Origin of the sequence: Gallibacterium faecale (assembly GCF_027920745.1) — a bacterium.
GTDB classification, from domain to species: domain Bacteria; phylum Pseudomonadota; class Gammaproteobacteria; order Enterobacterales; family Pasteurellaceae; genus Gallibacterium; species Gallibacterium faecale.
This window is the reverse complement of sequence record NZ_JAQIBB010000051.1, coordinates 14,222-34,888: the sequence shown is the minus strand read 5'-3', so window position 1 is coordinate 34,888 and position 20,667 is coordinate 14,222. Positions and strand designations below refer to the sequence as shown.

Here is a 20,667-nt window from a genome sequence, read left to right as displayed (position 1 = left end):
AAAAATTAACCAGCTTTTTCTTAACGATCTAAATTGTGTAGTGAAATATCGTCATTTAAGTTCAAAACAAGAAAAAGCAACAAGCTGAAGAGCGTATAAATAATACGATGAGGCGAGGTAACGCAAGATTATTTTGAAATCAAATGACTATAAAATGTAGGATGGCTGCAAAATTACTCTAATATCGCGATTTGCTTTTACTAAATAGGTGCAGGGTAAGCAACTTTTCTATATAATTTCGCACATTATTGTCTTTTATAAATATAAGGAAAATCTCGCTATGATGGAGAAACTGCGCGGATACACAAATAGTGTTGTCTGGAAAGTAATCATGGGGCTCATTGCTGTTTCATTCGTATTAAGTGGCGTGGCTGGTTATTTAATTTCACGACAAAATACATCCGCAGCTACCGTAAATGGTGTTGAGATCTCTCAACAATTATTCCAACAACAATATCAAGCGCAATATCAACAACTTGCAATGCAAATGGGTGATAAGTTTGCGGCAGTAGCTGATTCAGCAGACTTTACCAACGGCTTACGTAAATCAGTATTAGAACGTTTAATTAATGAAGAGTTATTACGTCAATATATTGATGAATTGAAACTAGGTGTTGGTGATAATGCGGTAAAACAAGCAATTGTTATGAGTCCAAATTTCCAAAAAGATGGCAAATTTGATAATGCATTATATCAACAGTTATTAACCAGCAATAACTTAACATCTGAGCAATACGCTAATCTAGTACGCCAAGATTTAGTGATGTCGCAATTAATGAATTCATTATTAGGCACAGATTTCCTCACCGCAGATCAACAGCAACAATTTGTAAAATTGTTTTTCCAAAAACGTACTGTGCGTTTAGCGACTTTCCCAATTGCACCATTAGCAGAAAAGCAAGCTATATCAGATCAAGAAGTTGAAGCTTACTATAATCAACATAAAGCAGCTTTTGCGACACCAGAATTGGTAAAAGTACAATATCTTGATTTAAATAAAGATGATTTAGCGAAAAATCTACAAGTTAGTGATGTAGAAATTGCACAATATTATCAAGATAATAAAGCGCAATTTATGGGACAAGCGAGTCAACATCTTGAACATATTCAAGTAGCGACAGAAGCTGAAGCAAATGACATTTATCAAAAATTACAACAAGATGCGAATTTTGAGCAGCTAGCAAAACAATACTCAATTGATAAATTAACTGCGGTTAATGGCGGGGATTTAAGTTGGGTAGTAGCAGGGCAATTACCAAAAGCGTTTGAAGCTGCTGCAAATGAAACTGCTGTGGGTGCTTATAGTAAACCGACCAAAGTAGATGATAAATACCATATTATTAAAGTGTTAGCTCGCAACGAAGCGAAAGTATTACCGTTAGAACAAGTTAAAAGTAAAATTGCGGATGTTGTGCGTCAAGACTTAGCAACACGCCAATATTTTAGTGTTGAAAAAGCTGTTGCAGATAAAGCATTTGAAGATCAAAGCGGTTTAGCGGCAGCAGCAAAAGAAGGTAACTTAACCGTTAAAGAAACAGATTATTTTGCACGAGATGATGTACCAGCCGCATTAAACTTCAGCAATGTAGTGAGTGAAATTTTTAGTCCTGAATTAGTACAAGGCGGAATGAATTCATCAATGATTAGTGTTGGTGAAAATCATAGTGTTATGTTCCGTGTGATGGACTATAAAGCAGCAGGAACTAAGCCATTAGCAGAAGCGAAAGCTCAAATTGTTGACTTATTACAACGTCAAAAAGCGGAAAAAATTGAGCTAGAACGCGTTAAAGGTTTGGTAGCTAAATTACAAGCTGGAGATACTTCTGCTGTTGAATTTAAGCAAGACTTAACTGCGGTATATGCGGAAAGTAAAAATCCAACATTGGATAAACAAATTTTTGCGATGTCAAAACCAGTGGATAACAAACCAAGTTATCACGTAGGCGCAAATGATAATGGTGACATTATTGTGATTGCGTTAGATAAAGTAGAGGATGGACAACTTTCTGCAGAACAAGAAAAAGCATTTGTGTCACAATTAATGCAAATTCGTCAAAATGATCTGCAATCTACGCTATTAAAAGCATTGAGAGAAAAAGCAAAAGTAGAAATCAATCAAGAGATGTTAGATCAACTACAAGATCAATAACCAATTGATTAGATGAGAGATGAAAAGCTCCGTAGGTACTCGCTTACGGAGCTTTTATATTAATTAGAGATAGAGTCGTTTAATTTCAGAGTAATCCTGAGTGACCCCGCTTTGTCGTATTATTTTATGGTTTTTGGCTGGCTGCCTTGTCTTATTTTGAACTTAAAAGATTATACAGAGGAAAAGTAGAAAAAATGGACTTACAACATTGTATTGAAATTGATCGTGAACATATCTGGCATCCGTATGCTTCTATCAGTAATCCGCCAACGATTTATCCTGTTGAGCGAGCAGATGGGGTGATCATCACCTTAAAAGATGGATGCAAATTAATTGATGGAATGTCATCTTGGTGGGCAGCATTGCATGGCTATAATCACCCAGTATTGAATCAAGCAGCGCAACAGCAGTTGGCAAGTATGAGTCATATTATGTTTGGTGGTTTTACTCATGAATCTGCTGTGCAATTAACAGAAACTTTAGTAAAAATTTTGCCCAAAACGCTGAATAAAATTTTTTTTGCTGATAGTGGATCGGTTGCGGTTGAAGTGGCGATGAAAATGGCAATTCAATATCAACATGCAAAAGGTGAAACACAACGCTACCAATTTGCGACAATTCGCTCTGGCTACCATGGCGATACTTGGCACGCAATGTCAGTTTGTGATCCTATTACAGGGATGCATTCACTGTTCAGTAAAAGTTTACCGATTCAATATTTTTTACCACAACCACCAGTTAAATTTGGTGAGGCGTGGGATGAGAATGCAATTAAGCCGTTACAAGATTTACTTGAGAAACATCACCAAAATATAGCGGGTTTAATTTTAGAACCGATTGTGCAAGGTGCGGGAGGAATGTATTTTTATTCACCTGTTTATCTACAAAAAGCAAAAGCATTATGTGAACAGTACGGCGTATTGTTGATTTTTGATGAAATTGCAACTGGATTTGGACGAACAGGAAAACTGTTTGCATACCAACACGCCAATGTCATTCCAGATATTATCTGTTTAGGTAAGGCATTAACCGGTGGTTATTTGACTTTGTCCGCAACGATTACTAGCCAATCTGTGGCAGAGATAATTTGTTCTGGAGAAGCAGGTTGTTTTATGCATGGCCCAACCTTTATGGGAAATCCGTTAGCTTGTGCGATTGCAAATGCTTCTGTCAATTTATTATTGGAGAGTGATTGGCAATATAAAGTAGCAAAAATTGAACAACAATTACGTCAAGGTTTAACTCTTGCCCAAACTTGGGATTGTGTACATGAAGTCCGAGTTTTAGGCGCAATCGGTGTGATTGAGATGAAAGAAGCGGTCAATATGGCTACACTCCAACCGCGTTTTGTTGAGCAAGGCGTTTGGTTACGTCCATTCGGTAAGTTGGTATATGTAATGCCACCATTTATTATTGGGGAGGAGGAGTTAGAAAAATTAATTAAAGGAATGTTACAAGCAATTAAGAATGAGTATCAGCTTGCTTAGCTATTGTTTAGTGATTCCTGACTATTTTTTGAGTAACAGTAGAAAATTAAATAAATACAATGCATCTATTTTTTGAAACTAAATTAACTGAATTAGCCCAGATTGGGCAAAAACGTAGTTTTCCAGAGATTAACCATCATGAGAAATGGATTGAGAAAAAAGGACAAACTTTACTCAATTTATCTTCGAATGATTATCTAGGATTAGCAGCAAATCCAACATTGCTCAGTGAATTTTTAGCCCAGATAAATTCTGCCGAAAATCCATTAACCAGTTCATCTTCTCGTCTATTAACGGGAAATTTCCCAATTTATACTCAACTGGAACAAGCAATAGCGAGAGATTTCCAACGGGAAGCCTGCTTATTATTTAATAGTGGTTATCACGCCAATATTGGGATTTTACCAGCGATTAGCGATCGTCAAACGTTGATTGTGGCAGATAAATTAGTTCATGCCAGTTTAATTGATGGTTTACGTTTATCAGAAGCAAAATGGGTACGGTATCGCCATAATGATTATGCACATTTAGCTGAGATTTTGGCAAAACAAGCCTCACAATACCAACGCATTATTATTGTGACTGAAAGTGTGTTTAGTATGGATGGGGATGTTGCAGATTTGCCAACTTTAATACAGCTTAAACAGCAGTATCACAATGTTTTATTGTATGTGGATGAAGCTCATGCAGTTGGTGTGTTTGGTGAAAAAGGGCTTGGGATAGCAGAACAGCAAGGGAGTATTGCTGCGATTGATTTTTTAGTGGGGACATTTGGTAAAGCATTGGCTTCTATGGGGGCGTTTGTTGTTTGTGATCAGTTAATGAAAGATTACTTAATTAATACTATGCGTCCATTAATCTTTTCGACTGCCTTGCCACCGTTTAATGTTGCTTGGAGCTATTTCTTATGGCAGCAGTTACCTAGATTTAGCCAAGATCGACTTCATTTAGCCAACATAAGTCAGCGTTTAAGAACGTTTATTCAGACAGAGTTGGGACAGTCAATGCCAAGTAGTACAAATGTTGTACCTTATATTACAGGCGAGAATCAAGCTGCGGTAAAAACAGCTGAATACTTACAGCAGCAAGGCTTTTATGCATTACCAATTCGTCCGCCAACAGTGCCTAAAGGAACGGCACGTATTCGTTTTTCATTAACCGCAGCGATTAGTGAGCAAGAGATCGAACAACTGATGACGGTATTACGTGCAATATAGTTCTTTAGGTGCAGGATAAAACAAGGTAGTAAGTCAAAGACGGCATAAATAATAGGGTGAAACGATGTAACTCTATATTATTTTGCAAGCAAACGGTTTATATCAACAGCGATTAGAGTAAGCATAATGAGAATAGAGTATCTACAACGAGGAAAGCCAAATTTAATAGTCTATTTTGCTGGGTGGGGAACACCACCAAGTGTTGTTTCTCATCTTGAATTAAGTGATCAATATGATTTATTAATTTGTTATGACTATCGTGATCTGCAACTTGATTTTGATTTCTCACCTTATCAGCAGATTTATTTAGTGGCATGGTCAATGGGAGTATGGGTAGCAGAACAAGTGATGCAGCAAATTCCGTTAAGCAAAGCGATTGCCATTAATGGCACCAGCTTTCCAAGTGATGATCAATTTGGCATTCCAAAACAGATTTTTACTGGAACATTAGCGGGGTTGGATGAAGCAAATCGGCATAAATTTGAACGCAGAATGTGTCAGAGTAAAGCATTATTAGCAGACTATCAGCAGCGAACAGATTACCGATCATTTGCTGATATTTATCAAGAGCTCGTTTATTTAGCTGAACAAATTGAACTGCGACCGCAAGTTCCGTTTAATTGGGATATAGCTTGGATTGCCACTCAAGATCGTATTTTCCCAGTAGAGAATCAACGTGCCTATTGGCAAGATCGTTGCCAAATAAGAACGATTGAAGCGGGGCATTACGCCTTTCCGTACTTAAAAACTTGGCAAGCGTTATGGCAGGAGTAAAGTAATTTTAAAACTGCGGGCGCTATTTTCAGATAAATTTCAGTATAATAACGCCTTTTATCAATAATACGATGTGATGAGATAACGCCGTATTATTTTGACATCCAACGATTACAACGATTATATTCATCACAAAAGGGAAGTTGTTATTTTTACCTCAACTTATAATAAAGAAACGATAAAATCGCGTTTTCAAGCAGCACAGTATAGTTATACAGAGGCAGCTATTGCTCAACAACAGATCAATCAACGTTTAATTGATATATTAGCGACAACAAACCAAACAAAGTTTAAAAATGTACTGGAGATTGGTTGTGGTACAGGCGATTTTACCCAGCGTTTAGCCAATTATGCAGAGATCGATAATTGGTTGTTGAATGATTTGTATCAGAGTGATGTGGTAATGCAATATTTAGCCGATCAATCTTGGCATTCAAATGTGTCGTTTTTATTAGGTGATATTGAACAAATTCAGCTGCCACATCAGCTGGATTTAATTGTTTCTGCATCAGCTATTCAATGGCTGAATGATAAGGTAAGGTTTCTCCAGCATTGCGCTAAGCAGCTTAATGAAAAGGGGATATTGCTATTTAATGGCTTTGCCCCAGACAATTTATTTGAAATTCGCCAATTAACAGGGATTGGTTTAGCATACCCAACACTAGAACAGTGGCAGCAATGGCTTGAACGGGATTTTGTGATTAAACATTTATCAACAGAAACCATTCGCCTAACCTTTGACTCACCTTTACGTGTGCTACAACATTTGCGTGCAACGGGCGTTACCGCCACTCAACAACATTTTTGGACAAAACGGAAATTACAAAATTTTATTGCAGAATATCAACAGCAATTCACCACGAAAAACGGGCAAGTAAGTTTAACCTATTGCCCGATTTATGTGATGGTGGAGAAGCCTAACTAAGGTTTAGATGAGAGTTCCTCCGCCACGACCTCAGCTTGTTCCAATACAAATTCAATTGCTTGAGTTTGTAAGTCAGGCGGATATTTATATTTGAGCAACACACGGCGAATCAATACTCGCATTTTGGCACGCACAGACTCTTTATGTTGCCAGTCGATACTGATGGATTTTTTTAGCGTTTGTGTCACTTCTTGAGCCAATTTAATCAAACCTTGATCGCCCATTAAATCGACTGCACTTTGATTTTGTGCCAGTGCTTCATAAAAAGCCAATTCTGCCGAATTTAAACCTAATTGCTGACCTTTTGCCAATTCTGCCTGTAACGCTTTAGCCATTTCCACCAACTCGGTGATAATTTCCATCACGGTTAAATTGTGGTTATGGTATTGGTTCATTGCCTGTTTGAGCTTTTCCTCAAAGCGTTTTTGAGTTGCCAAGTGGCGTGAGGCTTTATCTCTAATTTCGCTTTTTAAATATCCTTCAAGGGTACTTGCCCATAAATCCGGGCTGTCGCTTTCTTTGACAATGCCTAAAAAGTCTTCGGATAATAAATCGATATGCGGATAGTCTTGCTCCAATAAATCAAACAGATCAACGACGGCATCGGATTGTATTGCTCGGTTTAGTAATTTTAATAATGCCAATTGCTTTTCTTTTGGTGTTTTTGTTGAGCCTTGATTTTCCGCTTTAACAATTGTGCCTCGTACTGCATCATAAAAAGCCAATTCTAGCTGGTATGCTTTACTTTCAGGTAGCGTACCGCATAAAGAAAAACCTTTTTTTGCCAGTCGGATGGCTTGTAAAAACGCATTCTTGCGTGGGGTAGAGGATTCGTTATCTTTGGGTGGATTGACACGATCCAAGCCCAAAATATGTGAAGCGGCTTTACGGACTTCCGCCAAAACTTTGTTCGGTTCGGTTAATGTTAAAGCGTGCTGAACATCAATAATTTTGCCGTCAACCGGTGTAGCAAATTGCCCCCTGATAATACTGATGTATTCTTCCATTTTATGAAAAATGGTATGCACATCTGTTTTAACATCACTTCTACCACCGGCATTGGTATAAGTACGAGTGGCTTTTTTCAGTTCATCGGCTAAACCTACATAATCAACAATCAAACCGCCGTTATCACGGCTTTTATTTTTAAATACTCGGTTTACCCGAGCAATGGCTTGCATCAAATTATGCCCTTGCATCGGTTTATCAATATACATGGTATGACAACACGGTGCATCAAAACCGGTCAGCCACATATCCCGCACAATCACCATTTTTAGCGGATCATCAGGATCTTTAAAGCGTTTTTCCAAGATTTTTTTATCGGTTGAAGAGTAGATATGCTTTTGCATCTCTTCAGGATCACTGGCAGAGCCGGTCATTACAATTTTAATGGCACCTTGCATGACATCATCGCTGTGCCACTCCGGGCGTAATGCAACAATCTGTTGATATAGCTTCACGCAAATTTGGCGACTCATTACCACAATCATGGCTTTACCTTCGCTTAGCTCATTGCGTTGTTCAAAATGTTGTACCAAATCTTCAGCTAATTTTTGCAGGCGACTGTCAGCCCCCAATAATTGTTCTCTGAGGCGGAAGTTATAGCTGTTCTCGTCATCATCAATCAAGTCTTGTGCCTCATTAACCGCCTGTACAAATTCGGCACTTTCCCGCAGTGGAATTTGCCTTGCCTCATACACAATCGGCACGGTAGCACCGTCATCTACCGCATCTTGAATATCATAAATGGATACATAACGCCCAAAAACCTCTTGTGTGTCTTTATCTTCTAGGCTAATTGGTGTACCAGTAAAGCCAATAAATGAAGCATTAGGTAGGGCATCACGCAAATGTTTGGCATAGCCGGTACGATATTCGCCACGCTCATTTAATTTGGCATTAAAACCATATTGTGAACGGTGAGCCTCATCACTAATCACAATAATATTGTGTCGTTCGTTTAATGCCGGGTGTTTGTTTTCATTATCCAGCAAGGCAAATTTTTGAATAGTAGTAAAAATAATTCCGCCACTTTCACGCTTTGCCAGTTCTGTGCGCAGTTCTTCCCGTCCATCGGCTTGGATAGGTGTTTGTCGGATAGTATCTTTGCCATTGCAAAAAGTCGTATATAGCTGTCCGTCTAAATCGTTGCGATCAGTTACCACGACAATGGTCGGATTTTTAAGTTCAGGTTGGCTAATCAATTTTCCGGCATAAAAGAGCATCGAAAGCGATTTCCCCGAACCTTGCGTATGCCACACTACACCGATTTTTTGGCTATGCGTTTGATTAGCGGCAATGGTGCATTCTATCGCTTCATTGACCCCGTAATATTGATGATAGGCGGCAGATTTTTTAATCGGTAAGCCCTTATTGTTGTTTTCAAAAACAATAAAGTATTGAATATAATCCAATAAATTGGTTGGCGTCATTAAACCTTTGAGTAAGCCGTCTAATTCATCTTCAAAAGTAATGCGTTGGCTATTATTTTTCTCATCAACCACTCGCCAAGGTAAAAATCGCTCATAATCCGCAGTTAAAGAGCCGATACGAGCCGTAGTTCCATCGGAAATAACCTGTAATTGATTATAGATAAACAGATCGGCAATATCGTCTTGATAGGTGCGTAATTGATTAAAGGCCTTGCTTAAATCAGCCTGTACATCCAGTGGATTTTTAAATTCAAACACCACCAAAGGTAAGCCATTGATAAAAGCGATTAAATCAGGAATTCGCTTGCCACGCTTTCCGCTAATTTCTAATTGATTGACAATTAAGCAGTGATTATTAGTGGCTGTCTGAAAATCAATTAAACGGGCGTATTCGTGTTTTTCCTCTCCGTCTGCATTGATATAGCTAATGGGAACACCTTGTTTTAAATAGTGATAGAAATGTTTGTTTTGTTCAGATAGCGTAAGAATATCAGTTTGAGTCGCTGTTTTTACGACTTCATCTATGGCAGAGTCAGGGAGTTGTGGATTAAGTCTTTTAATTGCCTCGGCTAAGATCGGTTTTAAAATAACCTCTTTAGTATTTTCTCGCCAAGGAAAGGCGCAATCAGCCAAAACTTCTTTACCATAAGCATATTGCCAACCAAGATTTTGTAGGGTATCAATAGCTTGGTTTTCGATGGTGGATTCATTGATTTTCATGGTTATTCCTCAGCTAATTTTTCAAACAATGCTTCTATACATTCATCATGATCGCCTTTATACCAAATGGGGTATATATTGGCTTTATTTAATGACTCACGTTTCTCCTTACGATCATTTTTCTCTAAATTTTGACAAGATAAAAACGCATAATGTTTGGGTAAATTATCTTGATCTGTTGATGCAACTATTTCGGTAAACTCTGAGATAACTCTATCTGCAGAAAGACTACACCCCAGAAAAATCATTGATTGATTAAATAGTGCCTTAATACACTCTTTAAAATCATTATTTTCATCATAATGTTTGCTGTAGTCTGATGCCGTCAATATTCTTTGCTTTTTGCTATGATACGTTCCATGCAACTTTAGAAGTACTCTTTTCTTTTACCCTCTCTAATATGTCTTGAATAAACAGAATGTTCTAATCCTAATAAATATTCAGAAAAATGAAGTCCAGAATGTTCATAAATGATTTTTATAAGGTTATCATAATTTGTTGTAACCAATGAAGATTTACCAAAAAACTCGGGGAGGCGACAAATGACACCGTCAATTTTATTAAATTCAAAATCCTTTCCAAATATATTCTCTAGTTGCTCCTGTAAATATCGATGATCATTTTGTTCCAAAAGTTCAGCTGCTTTTTCGAATTCTCCTGTAGAGATTAATTGATTAAGTTCTTCAACATTTACGTCTATTTCTTGACATACTTTTTTTAGAAAATTTACCCATGACGGTAAACCTGATGGGATAGATAAACCAGCTCCAACAAAAGGGATTATCATATCTCTTTTATATGGTTCTCTTAACCTTTGAAACCGATCTTTATTATCAAAATCATTCAATATATTATCTGCTAGTTCTAGTAACCTTTGCCTTCTTTCTTCTTTCCAATCATTAAATGCTATTTTATATCCCTCAGGCTCAAACTCGCTCAAAATTTTATCTCTAAAGAATTCATACCCCCTGATCTGAATTATTCCTTCTTCATTCAGTTCCTCAATAAATTTTCTTTCTAAGTAGGGAGATTTACTCATAGTTCGATCTCCCCACTTAATAATTTTGGTAATAGGGTATCTCTGGTTTTGGCTAGAGTTTGGTTTTCATTTGTGTGAACTTGAATTTTAGAAAAAATTCCATCTAACAATTTGTTTATTAAATTCAATAGCTTATCATTCGGCATGCTTATTGGATACCCATAAACTCGATTTTTGTCTGTATGAGGAATTGCTGCTCCAGTTGTGTTATTTTGAATATCATCTGTTTTTGAAGATAAAAATAAATAAATAAAAGCCCAATATTTTTTATCATTAAGTTTTAATTTTGCTAATGTGGAACCGATAATGCCATCATGACCAATAGAAATTTTTCCAGACCCCGAACCATCCATTAACATAATCGTTTCATGTGACGAAACTAAAGTCATATTTTCAGGATTTGCGAACTCTTTATATTCTCCATTTAAACTTGATACTAAAATATGTGGCAATAACTCACCCTCCTGTTTTAGGTAAATATTTTTAGGTTTTTTACCCTTTACAAACGTTGCATAATCTTTAAATGTTGAAATTTCCCACCCCTTTGGTACCAAACCTAACTCACTTTTCTCAAATTCACTTGGGAATGCAGCGGCGGTTTGTTGCAGTTGTTGATAAGCTTGTGGGTTGGTTTGGGCAAGCTCAATGATTTGTTGTCCTGTTTTTCCGCTAATACTTGCCATGGCTGCCAGTTCGGCTTGCTCGACTGTTTTACCTTCAGCCAATGCCTCGGCTTTAGCGTGTACCGGTGCAAAGTCAATAAACCAATGCTTAAATATAGCTTGGGCAATGGCTTCTAAGGTTTGGTTGGTTTCGATGTTGAGTTGGATTTTGTTGTCTAAATTCCACAATATATTAGTAATCTTTTTCTGTATGTTAATATCTGGAATATTAATCTCATAGTGAGATAATATTTTTTTAGTTAAAAATTTTGTTGCAGTACCAGATGATTGTTTTGATAAATTATTAATGATTTCATGCAGTTTAAAATAAAACCATTTTAAATCTATTTCTTTATCTTTTTTAGGTGTGATCACATAAGTTCTTTGATAAGCATTAAACTTCCCACTATAATACTTTATAGGGTAAATTGCATTTGCGTTATTACCTGCTAGTAGTACTGCTTCAGTATCAAACGCATAACTATCAATAGATAAAGTAGTGGGGGAGCAAGTAAAAAAAGGATATTTTCCTTTTTCTATAGCCTGATTAGAGTCTAATTTTCCTGTGGTAAAGTCAAAAATTTCACCGAGTTTATACTTTTTCCACTCACTCATCACTCACCCCCAAATATCGCTAAATTTTGTTTAATCTGTTCTTCCAATTCTCGCCCTTGTTTAAACTGTTCCTGTAAACGAGCGGTGAGTTCGGCGATTTTTTCTGCAAACGGTACGCCATCATCTTCTTGCACTTCCGTACCAACATAGCGTCCCGGGGTAAGCACAAAATCATTCTTTTTTACCTCGTCAAGGCTGGCTGAATAGCAAAAAACCGCAATATCTTCATACTCTTTCTGTTGTTGCCAGTGATGATAAGTATCGGCAATTTTGGCAATATCTTCTGTGGTAAAGTCTCGCAGTACCCGATCTTTCATATAACCGATTTGACGAGCATCAATAAATAAAATCTGATTTTTACGTTTTTTGGCTTTATTCAAAAACCAAATACACGCCGGAATTTGAGTATTGGTAAACAATTGCCCAGGTAGTGCCACCATACATTCTACCAGGTCGGCTTCAATGAGTTTTTGACGAATCACGCCTTCGTTATTGGTCTGACTGCTCATCGAACCGTTTGCCAACAGCAAGCCCATACGCCCTTGTGGGGAGAGGTGATAGAGCATATGTTGCAACCAAGCAAAGTTGGCATTGCCTTTAGGCGGTGTGCCATACTGCCAACGTGGATCATCTGCTAAGCTTTCATTCCACCATTCATCCATATTAAAAGGTGGATTTGCCATCACAAAATCCATTTTCTTATCAATATGTTGCGGGTTGGTGAAGCTATCGGCATTACTTTTACCAAAATCAAATTCAATACCCCGAATTGCCATATTCATAGCGGCGAGCTTCCATGTGGTCGGGTTAAATTCTTGTCCGTAAATTGACACTTGATTAATTTTCCCTTGATGGGCTTCAATAAATTTTTGCGTCTGCACGAAAAAGCCGCCGCTGCCCATTGCGGGGTCGTAAATTCGTCCTTGATAAGGTTCTAACATTTCTACAATGAGGGTAACAATGGATTTTGGGGTGAAATATTGACCGCCTTTTTTACCCTCTGCTAAAGCAAATTGTCCTAAGAAATATTCATACACGTGCCCCAGAATATCCTTAGCAGCTAAAGAAACAGGTTTGCCATCATAGGTCGGTTTATGAAAATGCGTATCTGAAAAAAGATCAATCAAGCCAATCAGTGTGGTTTCGTCCACTTGATAGCCTGAAATACGCTGAATAATGCCTTTAAGTTTTTCATTTTCTCGTTCAATAGCTGCAAAAGCATCATCAATTAAATTGCTAACGCCGTTAAATTTGTCACCCCAAGGTAGCTCGGTGCCTTTGCTTAGTCGGGCATTGTTTTTGATATTATCCCATCGTGCATCAATAGGCACCCAAAAGATATTTTCGGCAGTGTAATAATCTCGAGTTTCCAATTCGAGATTAATCAGTTCCTGATAGCTGGTTTCATCATAATCACTGGGATCTAAATAAAGTTCGTGGTCAGGGTTTTGTAATTGTTGCAGCAGTTTTTCTTGAAAAGCGGCAAAGCTGTCGGAAATATATTTAAGGAAGATAAAGCCTAAAACAATATGTTTATAATTGGCGGCGTCCAGTTGTTGGCGGAGTTTGTCGGCGGATTTCCAAAGGCGAGAATCGAGGTCGTTTAAAAAGACTTGACCTGCCGACTCATTAGCTGTTAGAGTCTGTCTGTCTGTCTGTCTGTCTGTCTGTCTGTCTGTCTGTCTGTCTGTCTGTCTGTCTGTCTGTCTGTCTGTCTGTCATTTTTTGCTCCTTGGTTAATGCTATTTATATGCTTACATAAAAAAAACCTAATCAACTTAATTGAATAAGAATATTAGGTTTTTGACAGAAAAATTGTTACCCCAAAATCTCAGTTAATTTTGCGCTGACTTGTTCCACTGGTAGGGTACCGTCTAGGCGGAAATATTGGGTTTTACCGTTTGCAGCTTCTTTAGAATAGTAATCAACTAAAGGTTTAGTGGTTGAATGATAAACTTTTAAACGATCTAATACAGTTTCTGGTTTGTCATCAGCACGAATAATTAAATCTTCACCAGTCACATCATCTTTACCTTCTACTTTTGGTGGGTTATACACGATATGGTAGCTACGACCTGAAGCTGGGTGCACACGACGACCACTCATACGTTCTACAATCACTTCATCAGGCACATCAAATTCTAAGACGAAATCAATCGCAATACCCGCTGCTTTTAATGCATCTGCTTGTGGAATAGTGCGAGGGAAACCATCTAATAGGAAACCTTTTGCACAATCAGGTTGTGCCACACGATCTTGCACTAAGGCGATGATTAAATCATCTGGTACTAATTGTCCTGCATCCATCAAAACTTTTGCTTTTTTACCTAATTCAGTCCCAGCTTTGATTGCTGCACGAAGCATATCCCCAGTAGAAATTTGTGGAATGCCATATTTGTTCATAATAAATTGTGCTTGTGTACCTTTTCCTGCACCTGGTGCACCTAAAAGAATGATTTTCATAAAATGACCTCTTGTATAAAAAATATAGTTGTTTAAGTTCAAAATAAAATAACAAGCCAAAACCAATACACATCGTACAACAAGGCATAGTCACTGAGCATTATTTTGAACTCAAATGACGATCAGTACCTTACCTGTATGTGTTAGTAAACTCAAGCCTAAACTTACATTTATTGTTTAGTTGTTGAATCTTTATAAGGTGCTACCCAAAATAAGCATAACATTCCCGGGATGGCTAACATAAAACAGAGCCAATAGAAATGGTAGTAACCTAATTGTTCAATTAACCAGCCAGCACTTGAGCTAATTAGCGATCTTGGTAATGCGGCTAAACTGGTAAATAGGGCTAATTGGGTTGCGGTATAAAGTGGGTTTGTTTCTCTTGCCATAAAAGCGACAAAAGCGGATGTGCCTAAGCCAACACCAATATATTCACCACCAACCACAATCGCTAATGCGATTAATTCAAATGTACCAATATGAGTAAATTTACCGAAGCTCGCGAGCCAGGCAAAACCGAGAATTGTGATGATTTGTACAAAACCAAATAACCATAACGCTCGATTAATACCAATTTTTAGCATAATGATGCCACCGACCAAACTAGCAATAATCATTGGCCATAATCCTGCATTTTTCGCCACTAAAGCAATATCAAGACTGCTGTATCCCATATCAACATAGAAAGGTGTCATCAATGCCGTCGCCATAGTATCGCCTAATTTATATAAGCACATAAAGGCTAATACGGTAATCATCCCTTTAACGCCTTTTCGTTGATAAAACTCTACGAATGGATTAATGATATTTTCTTTTAAACTACGGGATTGAGTAACAATTTGTGGTTCTCTAGCGATTAATAGTGTAGCTAATACACCGGGTAACATAAATAAGGCGGTAATGATAAAGACACTTTGCCAACTATAATAAGCAGTTAAGAAAATAGAGAGAGAACCGGGAATTAAGCCTGCTAAGCGATAGGCATTCACATGAATGGAGTTTCCTAAACCTAGTTCTTGGTCAGTTAAAATTTCACGGCGATAGGCGTCTAATACAATATCTTGAGAGGCAGAAAAAAAAGCGACGATGGTTGCTAGAGTGGCGATGGTTGGAATGTTTTGTTGTGGTTCAAGCCAAGCAAAGCAAGATAATGTGGTAATAAGTAGTAGCTGTAAGATGAGTGTCCAGCCTCGCCGCCGGCCAAGAAAAGGGAGTACAAAGCGGTCTAATGCAGGCGACCATAAAAATTTCCACGTATAAGGTAAACCAATTAAGGTAAATAAGCCGATTGTTTTTAGATCGACATTTTCTGTTCTTAGCCAATAAGGAATTAAGCTAACTAAAATATAGAGAGGTAAGCCAGAACTAAAACCAGTAAACACACAGATAAGCATATTTCGACTGAAAATTTGTTGCATTAACGAGGTATTTACTGGCATTAGTTACTCCGAAGTTTGATTATTTAAATTGATTAGTCACGATACCCATTAGGATTATTTTTTTGCCAATTCCAAGTATCTTTCATCATTTGTTCTAAACCACGCTCAGTTTTCCAACCAAGTTCTTTTAAAGCAAGTGATGGATCAGAATAACAAGTTGCGATATCACCTGGACGACGATCAGTTAAACGATATGGAATTTTGATATTGTTGACTTTTTCAAACGCATGAACCATATCTAACACCGAATAACCAGTTCCTGTACCAAGATTGTAGATATGTAATCCAGCATCATTTTCATGACGATCTAATGCTTTTAAGTGACCGATCGCTAAATCGACAACGTGAATATAATCACGTACACCAGTACCATCATGGGTTGGGTAATCGCTACCAAATACCGAAAGTTGTTGTAATTTACCAATTGCAACTTGGCTAATATAAGGTAGAAGATTATTTGGAATACCATTTGGATCTTCACCAATTAAACCACTTTCGTGAGCACCAACTGGATTGAAGTAACGTAAGATAGTCATACTAAATTGTGGAATTGCTTTGACGACATCCATAATGATACGTTCTACCATAAATTTAGATGTGCCATAAGGATTGGTTGTTCCACCAACTTTGCAAGATTCAGTAATTGGAATAATTTCAGGATCACCATATACGGTTGCAGATGAGCTAAATACAAAATTAAATACGCCAGCCTGACGCATTTCATCTAATAAAGTAAGTGAGCCTTCAACATTATTACGATAGTATTCGATTGGTTTGGTGACACTTTCACCTACGGCTTTTAAACCTGCAAAGTGAATCACAGATTCAATCTTATGTTCAGCAAAAATACGTTTTAATAATGCACGATCTAACACATCGCCTTGATAAAAGGTGACGGATTTTCCAGTAATTTGTTTAACACGATCTAACGATTTTGCGGATGAATTACAAAGATTATCTAAAACGATGACTTCTTTATTTGCATTTAATAATTCTACGACAGTATGTGAGCCTATATAACCAGCTCCACCTGTTACCAATACAGCCATGGTGGCCTCCTTTAGATGTAAATGAATTAATATTTTACAGTTAAGCCAAAAGATTCAAGATGTGCTTTAATTTTTTCTAATGATTCCTTTGTTGGTGGCTTAACATCTTCGAGTTCATATTTTAAGCCAAGGGTTTCCCATTTATGTTTACCTAGTTGATGATAAGGGAGTAACTCGACTTTCTCGATATTCTTCATATCTTTAATGAATTCGCCTAATAATTGGACAGAGTGCTCATCATCGGTATAGCCCGGCACGACTACATAACGAATCCATGTTTTTTGATTACGCTTTTCTAAATATTTAGCAAATTCTAACGTGCGTTTATTCGGCACACCGATAAGATTTTGGTGAATGGTGTCATCTAGTTGTTTTAAATCGAGCAATACAAGATCAGTCACATCTAATAATTCATCAATAATATGATCATAATGACGGACAAAACCATTAGTATCTAAACAAGTATTAATTCCTTGCTCTTTACAAGCACGGAACCAATCTCGCACAAACTCAGCTTGTAAAATTGCTTCACCACCAGAAGCTGTTACGCCACCGCCAGACGCATTCATAAAATGGCGGTAAGTCACGACTTCTTTCATAAGTTCTTCCACAGTAATATCCTTACCACCGTGTAAATCCCATGTATCTCGGTTATGACAATATTTGCAACGCATTAAACAGCCTTGCATAAAAAGGATAAAACGAATTCCGGGTCCATCTACGGTACCGCATGACTCAAATGAATGAATTCTTCCAATTGTTGACATAGAGTAAACAGCCTTATAGTCCTTATATATAATAGAAAAATGAAATCTTAAAAATTTTTTTAATTTTAACTGAATTTGTTGTAAAACTCGACAGGAATTCTTTTTGTGAGAAAAATAAAATATCACTCAATATTAGCCTGTGGATAACTTTGTGGAAATAAGTAGCTTAAATTGTGTTAATAATGGAATTTTGTTTATTTGTATTTGATTCTAAAAGAAAAAATTATCTGTGATAATTTTATATAATTGTTCAAAAAATAGAATGGTTAGCCAATCAAACAAAAGAAAGTTTAAGAAAATGTACTTTATATTTTTAATAAAATGTTAAATTTTAAAAAAGCAATACTGTTTATTTATTCAGGGTGTGAGTTATTCAGAGAAATTGTGGATAAAATTGTGATTGAATAGGCGTAAATTTACGTATAATTTATTTGCTGGCGTTTTTTAAACATTAATAAAAATAAAATATTTTATAAATCATATAGTTATAAAATATTGTCGAAAAAATAGAAAATTAGAAAAATGCTGGTTATTTTTTAATCTTTATAACGAGGAGTGGTGATGAAACCACCAATAACAGAACAACAATTAATAGATCGAGCTTATCAACTAGCAGGTAGAACACTAGAGGATATTGCACAACAATTACAACGGCCTGTGCCAGAAAATTTAAGACGAGATAAAGGCTGGGTTGGCAGTTTAATCGAATTAGCATTAGGGGCACAGGCAGGGAGTAAACCAGAACAAGATTTTGCTCATTTAGGTATTGAGCTCAAAACCATTCCGATTAATCAACAAGGTGAACCACTAGAAACAACATTTGTTTGTTTAGCGCCATTGATTGATAACCATGGTGTGGTGTGGGAGTGCTCTCATGTGCGTTATAAATTATCCAAAGTATTGTGGATTCCAGTTGAAGGGGAACGTACTATCCCCTTAGCTTTACGCCGGATAGGACAACCTATTTTATGGCAGCCTTCAGCAGACGAAGAGATACAATTACGTCAGGATTGGGAAGAATTAATGGATTTAATTGTATTAGGTGATGTGAAGAAAATTAATGCTCGGATTGGTGAGGTTTTACAATTACGTCCTAAAGGTGCCAATAGTAAAGTATTAACCAAAGGCATTGGCAAACAGGGTGAGGTCATTGATACATTGCCGTTAGGTTTTTATTTACGAAAAAATTTTACCGCACAGATTTTGCACAATTTTCAGCGGGGGAAATATTCCTTTTCGTTGGATTAATCGTTATAGTATGGCACTTTTACATTGAGTTTGATTATTTAGAGGAGTAGTTATGTTGGAGTGGATTAGTAGCCCGGAAGCATGGGTTGCTTTATTTACCTTAACGGCATTAGAGATTGTTTTAGGGATCGATAATATTATTTTTATCAGTATTCTCGTAGGACGCTTACCTGCTAACCAACGTCAATCAGGCCGTATTTTAGGTTTAGGTCTTGCGATGGGAACTCGTATTCTGCTGTTGCTTTCTTTAGCGTGGATTATGCGTTTAACTGAACCACTATTTTCAGTAGCAGATTATCAAATTTCAGGTCGTGATCTTATCCTATTATTAGGAGGCTTGTTCTTGTTGGTGAAAAGTACTTTAGAGATCCACCATAGTATGGAAGAAAGTGCAACGCAAGAAGAAAAAACACCAAAAAAAGTGAGCTTCTTAGCCGTATTAATTCAAATTGCTTTATTAGATATCGTGTTCTCTTTAGATTCAGTAATTACTGCGGTTGGTATGGCAAATCATGTTGAGGTAATGATTATTGCGATTATTTTAGCGGTTGGCGTAATGATGATAGCGGCTAAACCAATTGGCGATTTTGTTGAAGCCCACCCAACCTTAAAAATTCTTGCATTATCTTTCTTAATTTTAATTGGGGTATCCTTAATTGGTGAAGGTCTATCATTCCACATTCCAAAAGGCTATATCTATTTTGCAATGGGCTTCTCAGTTTGTGTTGAGATGATTAATTTGAGAATGCGTCAGCATTTAAAAAAATAGAAGTTTACTATTAAGCTTAATTATATAAATGAACCCCTATGGATGAGATATCTATAGGGGTTTATCTTATGAACACATAAAATACTGGCAAAAAGCTCATATCTTTAACATTAATTATGACTAGGCAAGTCAATGTTCTATTAATTCAGATATTAGTTTTACGCCGTAATATGCCACTATTAACTACTTAGAGAATTTACCTTTATAGGTTTTAAAATAAAATTATAAATAACTCACAAAATTTTCTTTATTTTTATTATATTCTTTATTTGGACGTACACTATTATCTTGGGCTGTACCGATCATTACTAGTGCAACAATTTTATCGTGTTCACGGCAACCAAAAGCTTGACGTAATGCTGAACCATCAATCCAAGGACCTGTTACCCAAACATTTGCATAGCCAAGAGCATTTGCTGCAAGTTGTAATGCATACGTTGCACATCCGGCGCTTAACATTTGCTCCCAAGCAGGAACTTTTTTGATTTCTTTATTAATTTCTGCGATTACCGCAATAAACATTGGTGCACGTTTTGGAAAGCCTTCTGCTTTAGCTAAACGATCTTCACCTAAATTAAATTCATTGACTGCGTCTTTTAGCAAATCACCTAATTTTTGCAGGCCTTCATGTTCAATGACGACAAAACGATAAGGAGTTAATTTGCCGTGATCAGGAACGTGTTTTGCTGCTTTAAAAAGTATTTCTAATTCTTCTGCATTTGGGGCTGGTGCAATCAAATTTTTATCTGAATGGCGGTTTAATAATAAATCAAGTGCGTCCATAGTTATTCTCCTGTATCAAATAAGAGCGTCATTGTAGCACAGCAACAGTAGGATGAGCGTGAAAAAGTTCGTTTAATGATAGGCATTTTATGGTATTTTAACAGGCTGGAAATAAGAAAATAGGAA

Annotated in this window: 16 protein-coding genes and 1 pseudogene; 7 read left to right on the top strand and 10 right to left on the bottom strand. The window is 36.9% G+C overall.

The genetic code is table 11. The features are described 5' to 3' along the window. The first annotated feature begins 280 nt into the window (after nucleotides 1–280). The 5 genes from ppiD to bioC all read left to right on the top strand — a co-directional run bounded on the left by ppiD (nucleotide 281) and on the right by bioC (nucleotide 6,552). Entirely contained in the window at nucleotides 281–2,149 is a 1,869-nt protein-coding gene (ppiD, locus tag PF272_RS05055; protein ID WP_271141874.1) for a peptidylprolyl isomerase, read from the top strand. 194 nt (nucleotides 2,150–2,343) lie between these two features. After that, nucleotides 2,344–3,636, top strand: a complete 1,293-nt coding sequence (gene bioA / locus PF272_RS05050) for an adenosylmethionine--8-amino-7-oxononanoate transaminase (RefSeq protein ID WP_271141873.1) — start codon at nucleotides 2,344–2,346, stop codon at nucleotides 3,634–3,636. Between the two features lie 59 nt (nucleotides 3,637–3,695). Beyond that, nucleotides 3,696–4,853, top strand: coding sequence for an 8-amino-7-oxononanoate synthase (locus tag PF272_RS05045; RefSeq protein ID WP_271141872.1), 1,158 nt, complete (start codon nucleotides 3,696–3,698; stop codon nucleotides 4,851–4,853). Between the two features lie 126 nt (nucleotides 4,854–4,979). Beyond that, on the top strand, nucleotides 4,980–5,627 hold the full coding sequence (locus PF272_RS05040) for a DUF452 family protein (protein ID WP_271141871.1): 648 nt from the start codon (nucleotides 4,980–4,982) through the stop codon (nucleotides 5,625–5,627). A gap of 97 nt (nucleotides 5,628–5,724) precedes the next feature. Next, nucleotides 5,725–6,552 carry a malonyl-ACP O-methyltransferase BioC gene (bioC, locus tag PF272_RS05035; RefSeq protein WP_271141870.1) on the top strand — a complete coding sequence of 276 codons (828 nt, stop codon included), beginning with the start codon at nucleotides 5,725–5,727 and terminating at the stop codon, nucleotides 6,550–6,552. Here the strand turns inward: bioC and PF272_RS05030 are convergent. From PF272_RS05030 to pflA, 9 genes and pseudogenes are all read right to left on the bottom strand, one after another. After that, on the bottom strand, nucleotides 6,549–9,707 hold the full coding sequence (locus PF272_RS05030; protein WP_271141869.1) for a type I restriction endonuclease subunit R: 3,159 nt from the start codon (nucleotides 9,705–9,707) through the stop codon (nucleotides 6,549–6,551). The genes bioC and PF272_RS05030 overlap by 4 nt on opposite strands. A gap of 2 nt (nucleotides 9,708–9,709) precedes the next feature. Continuing rightward, complete coding sequence (locus PF272_RS05025) at nucleotides 9,710–10,036, bottom strand: SIR2 family protein (protein WP_271141868.1); 327 nt, start codon at nucleotides 10,034–10,036, stop codon at nucleotides 9,710–9,712. A 38-nt stretch (nucleotides 10,037–10,074) separates the two neighbouring features. Then, entirely contained in the window at nucleotides 10,075–10,746 is a 672-nt protein-coding gene (locus PF272_RS05020; RefSeq protein ID WP_271141867.1) for an SIR2 family protein, read from the bottom strand. Next, nucleotides 10,743–12,023 (bottom strand): restriction endonuclease subunit S, encoded by a 1,281-nt coding sequence (locus PF272_RS05015; RefSeq protein ID WP_271141866.1) that lies wholly within the window; start codon nucleotides 12,021–12,023, stop codon nucleotides 10,743–10,745. Before PF272_RS05015 ends, PF272_RS05020 begins: the two co-directional genes overlap by 4 nt. Then, nucleotides 12,023–13,639, bottom strand: a pseudogene (locus tag PF272_RS05010) (class I SAM-dependent DNA methyltransferase); the annotation flags it as partial. The gene PF272_RS05015 and the pseudogene PF272_RS05010, both read right to left, overlap by 1 nt. Nucleotides 13,640–13,841: 202 nt before the next feature. Next, nucleotides 13,842–14,486 (bottom strand): adenylate kinase, encoded by a 645-nt coding sequence (gene adk, locus PF272_RS05005; RefSeq protein WP_271141865.1) that lies wholly within the window; start codon nucleotides 14,484–14,486, stop codon nucleotides 13,842–13,844. Between the two features lie 170 nt (nucleotides 14,487–14,656). Beyond that, nucleotides 14,657–15,925: an AmpG family muropeptide MFS transporter gene (locus PF272_RS05000; RefSeq protein WP_271141864.1), complete on the bottom strand. Its 1,269-nt coding sequence runs from the start codon at nucleotides 15,923–15,925 to the stop codon at nucleotides 14,657–14,659. Nucleotides 15,926–15,957: 32 nt separating this feature from the next. Then, nucleotides 15,958–16,974 (bottom strand): UDP-glucose 4-epimerase GalE, encoded by a 1,017-nt coding sequence (gene galE, locus PF272_RS04995; RefSeq protein ID WP_271141863.1) that lies wholly within the window; start codon nucleotides 16,972–16,974, stop codon nucleotides 15,958–15,960. A gap of 26 nt (nucleotides 16,975–17,000) precedes the next feature. Beyond that, nucleotides 17,001–17,741: a pyruvate formate lyase 1-activating protein gene (gene pflA / locus PF272_RS04990; RefSeq protein WP_065234138.1), complete on the bottom strand. Its 741-nt coding sequence runs from the start codon at nucleotides 17,739–17,741 to the stop codon at nucleotides 17,001–17,003. A gap of 561 nt (nucleotides 17,742–18,302) precedes the next feature. On the opposite strand from pflA, the gene mutH reads away from it, so the two are divergent. Further along, entirely contained in the window at nucleotides 18,303–18,989 is a 687-nt protein-coding gene (gene mutH / locus PF272_RS04985) for a DNA mismatch repair endonuclease MutH (protein WP_271141862.1), read from the top strand. Between the two features lie 52 nt (nucleotides 18,990–19,041). Beyond that, the gene (locus PF272_RS04980; protein ID WP_065234140.1) at nucleotides 19,042–19,758 is read left to right on the top strand and encodes a TerC family protein; all 717 of its coding nucleotides are present in this window, start codon (nucleotides 19,042–19,044) and stop codon (nucleotides 19,756–19,758) included. 222 nt (nucleotides 19,759–19,980) lie between these two features. Here PF272_RS04980 and PF272_RS04975 read toward each other — a convergent pair whose 3' ends face one another. Then, on the bottom strand, nucleotides 19,981–20,541 hold the full coding sequence (locus PF272_RS04975) for a nitroreductase family protein (RefSeq protein ID WP_065236768.1): 561 nt from the start codon (nucleotides 20,539–20,541) through the stop codon (nucleotides 19,981–19,983). Nucleotides 20,542–20,667 lie beyond the last annotated feature (126 nt).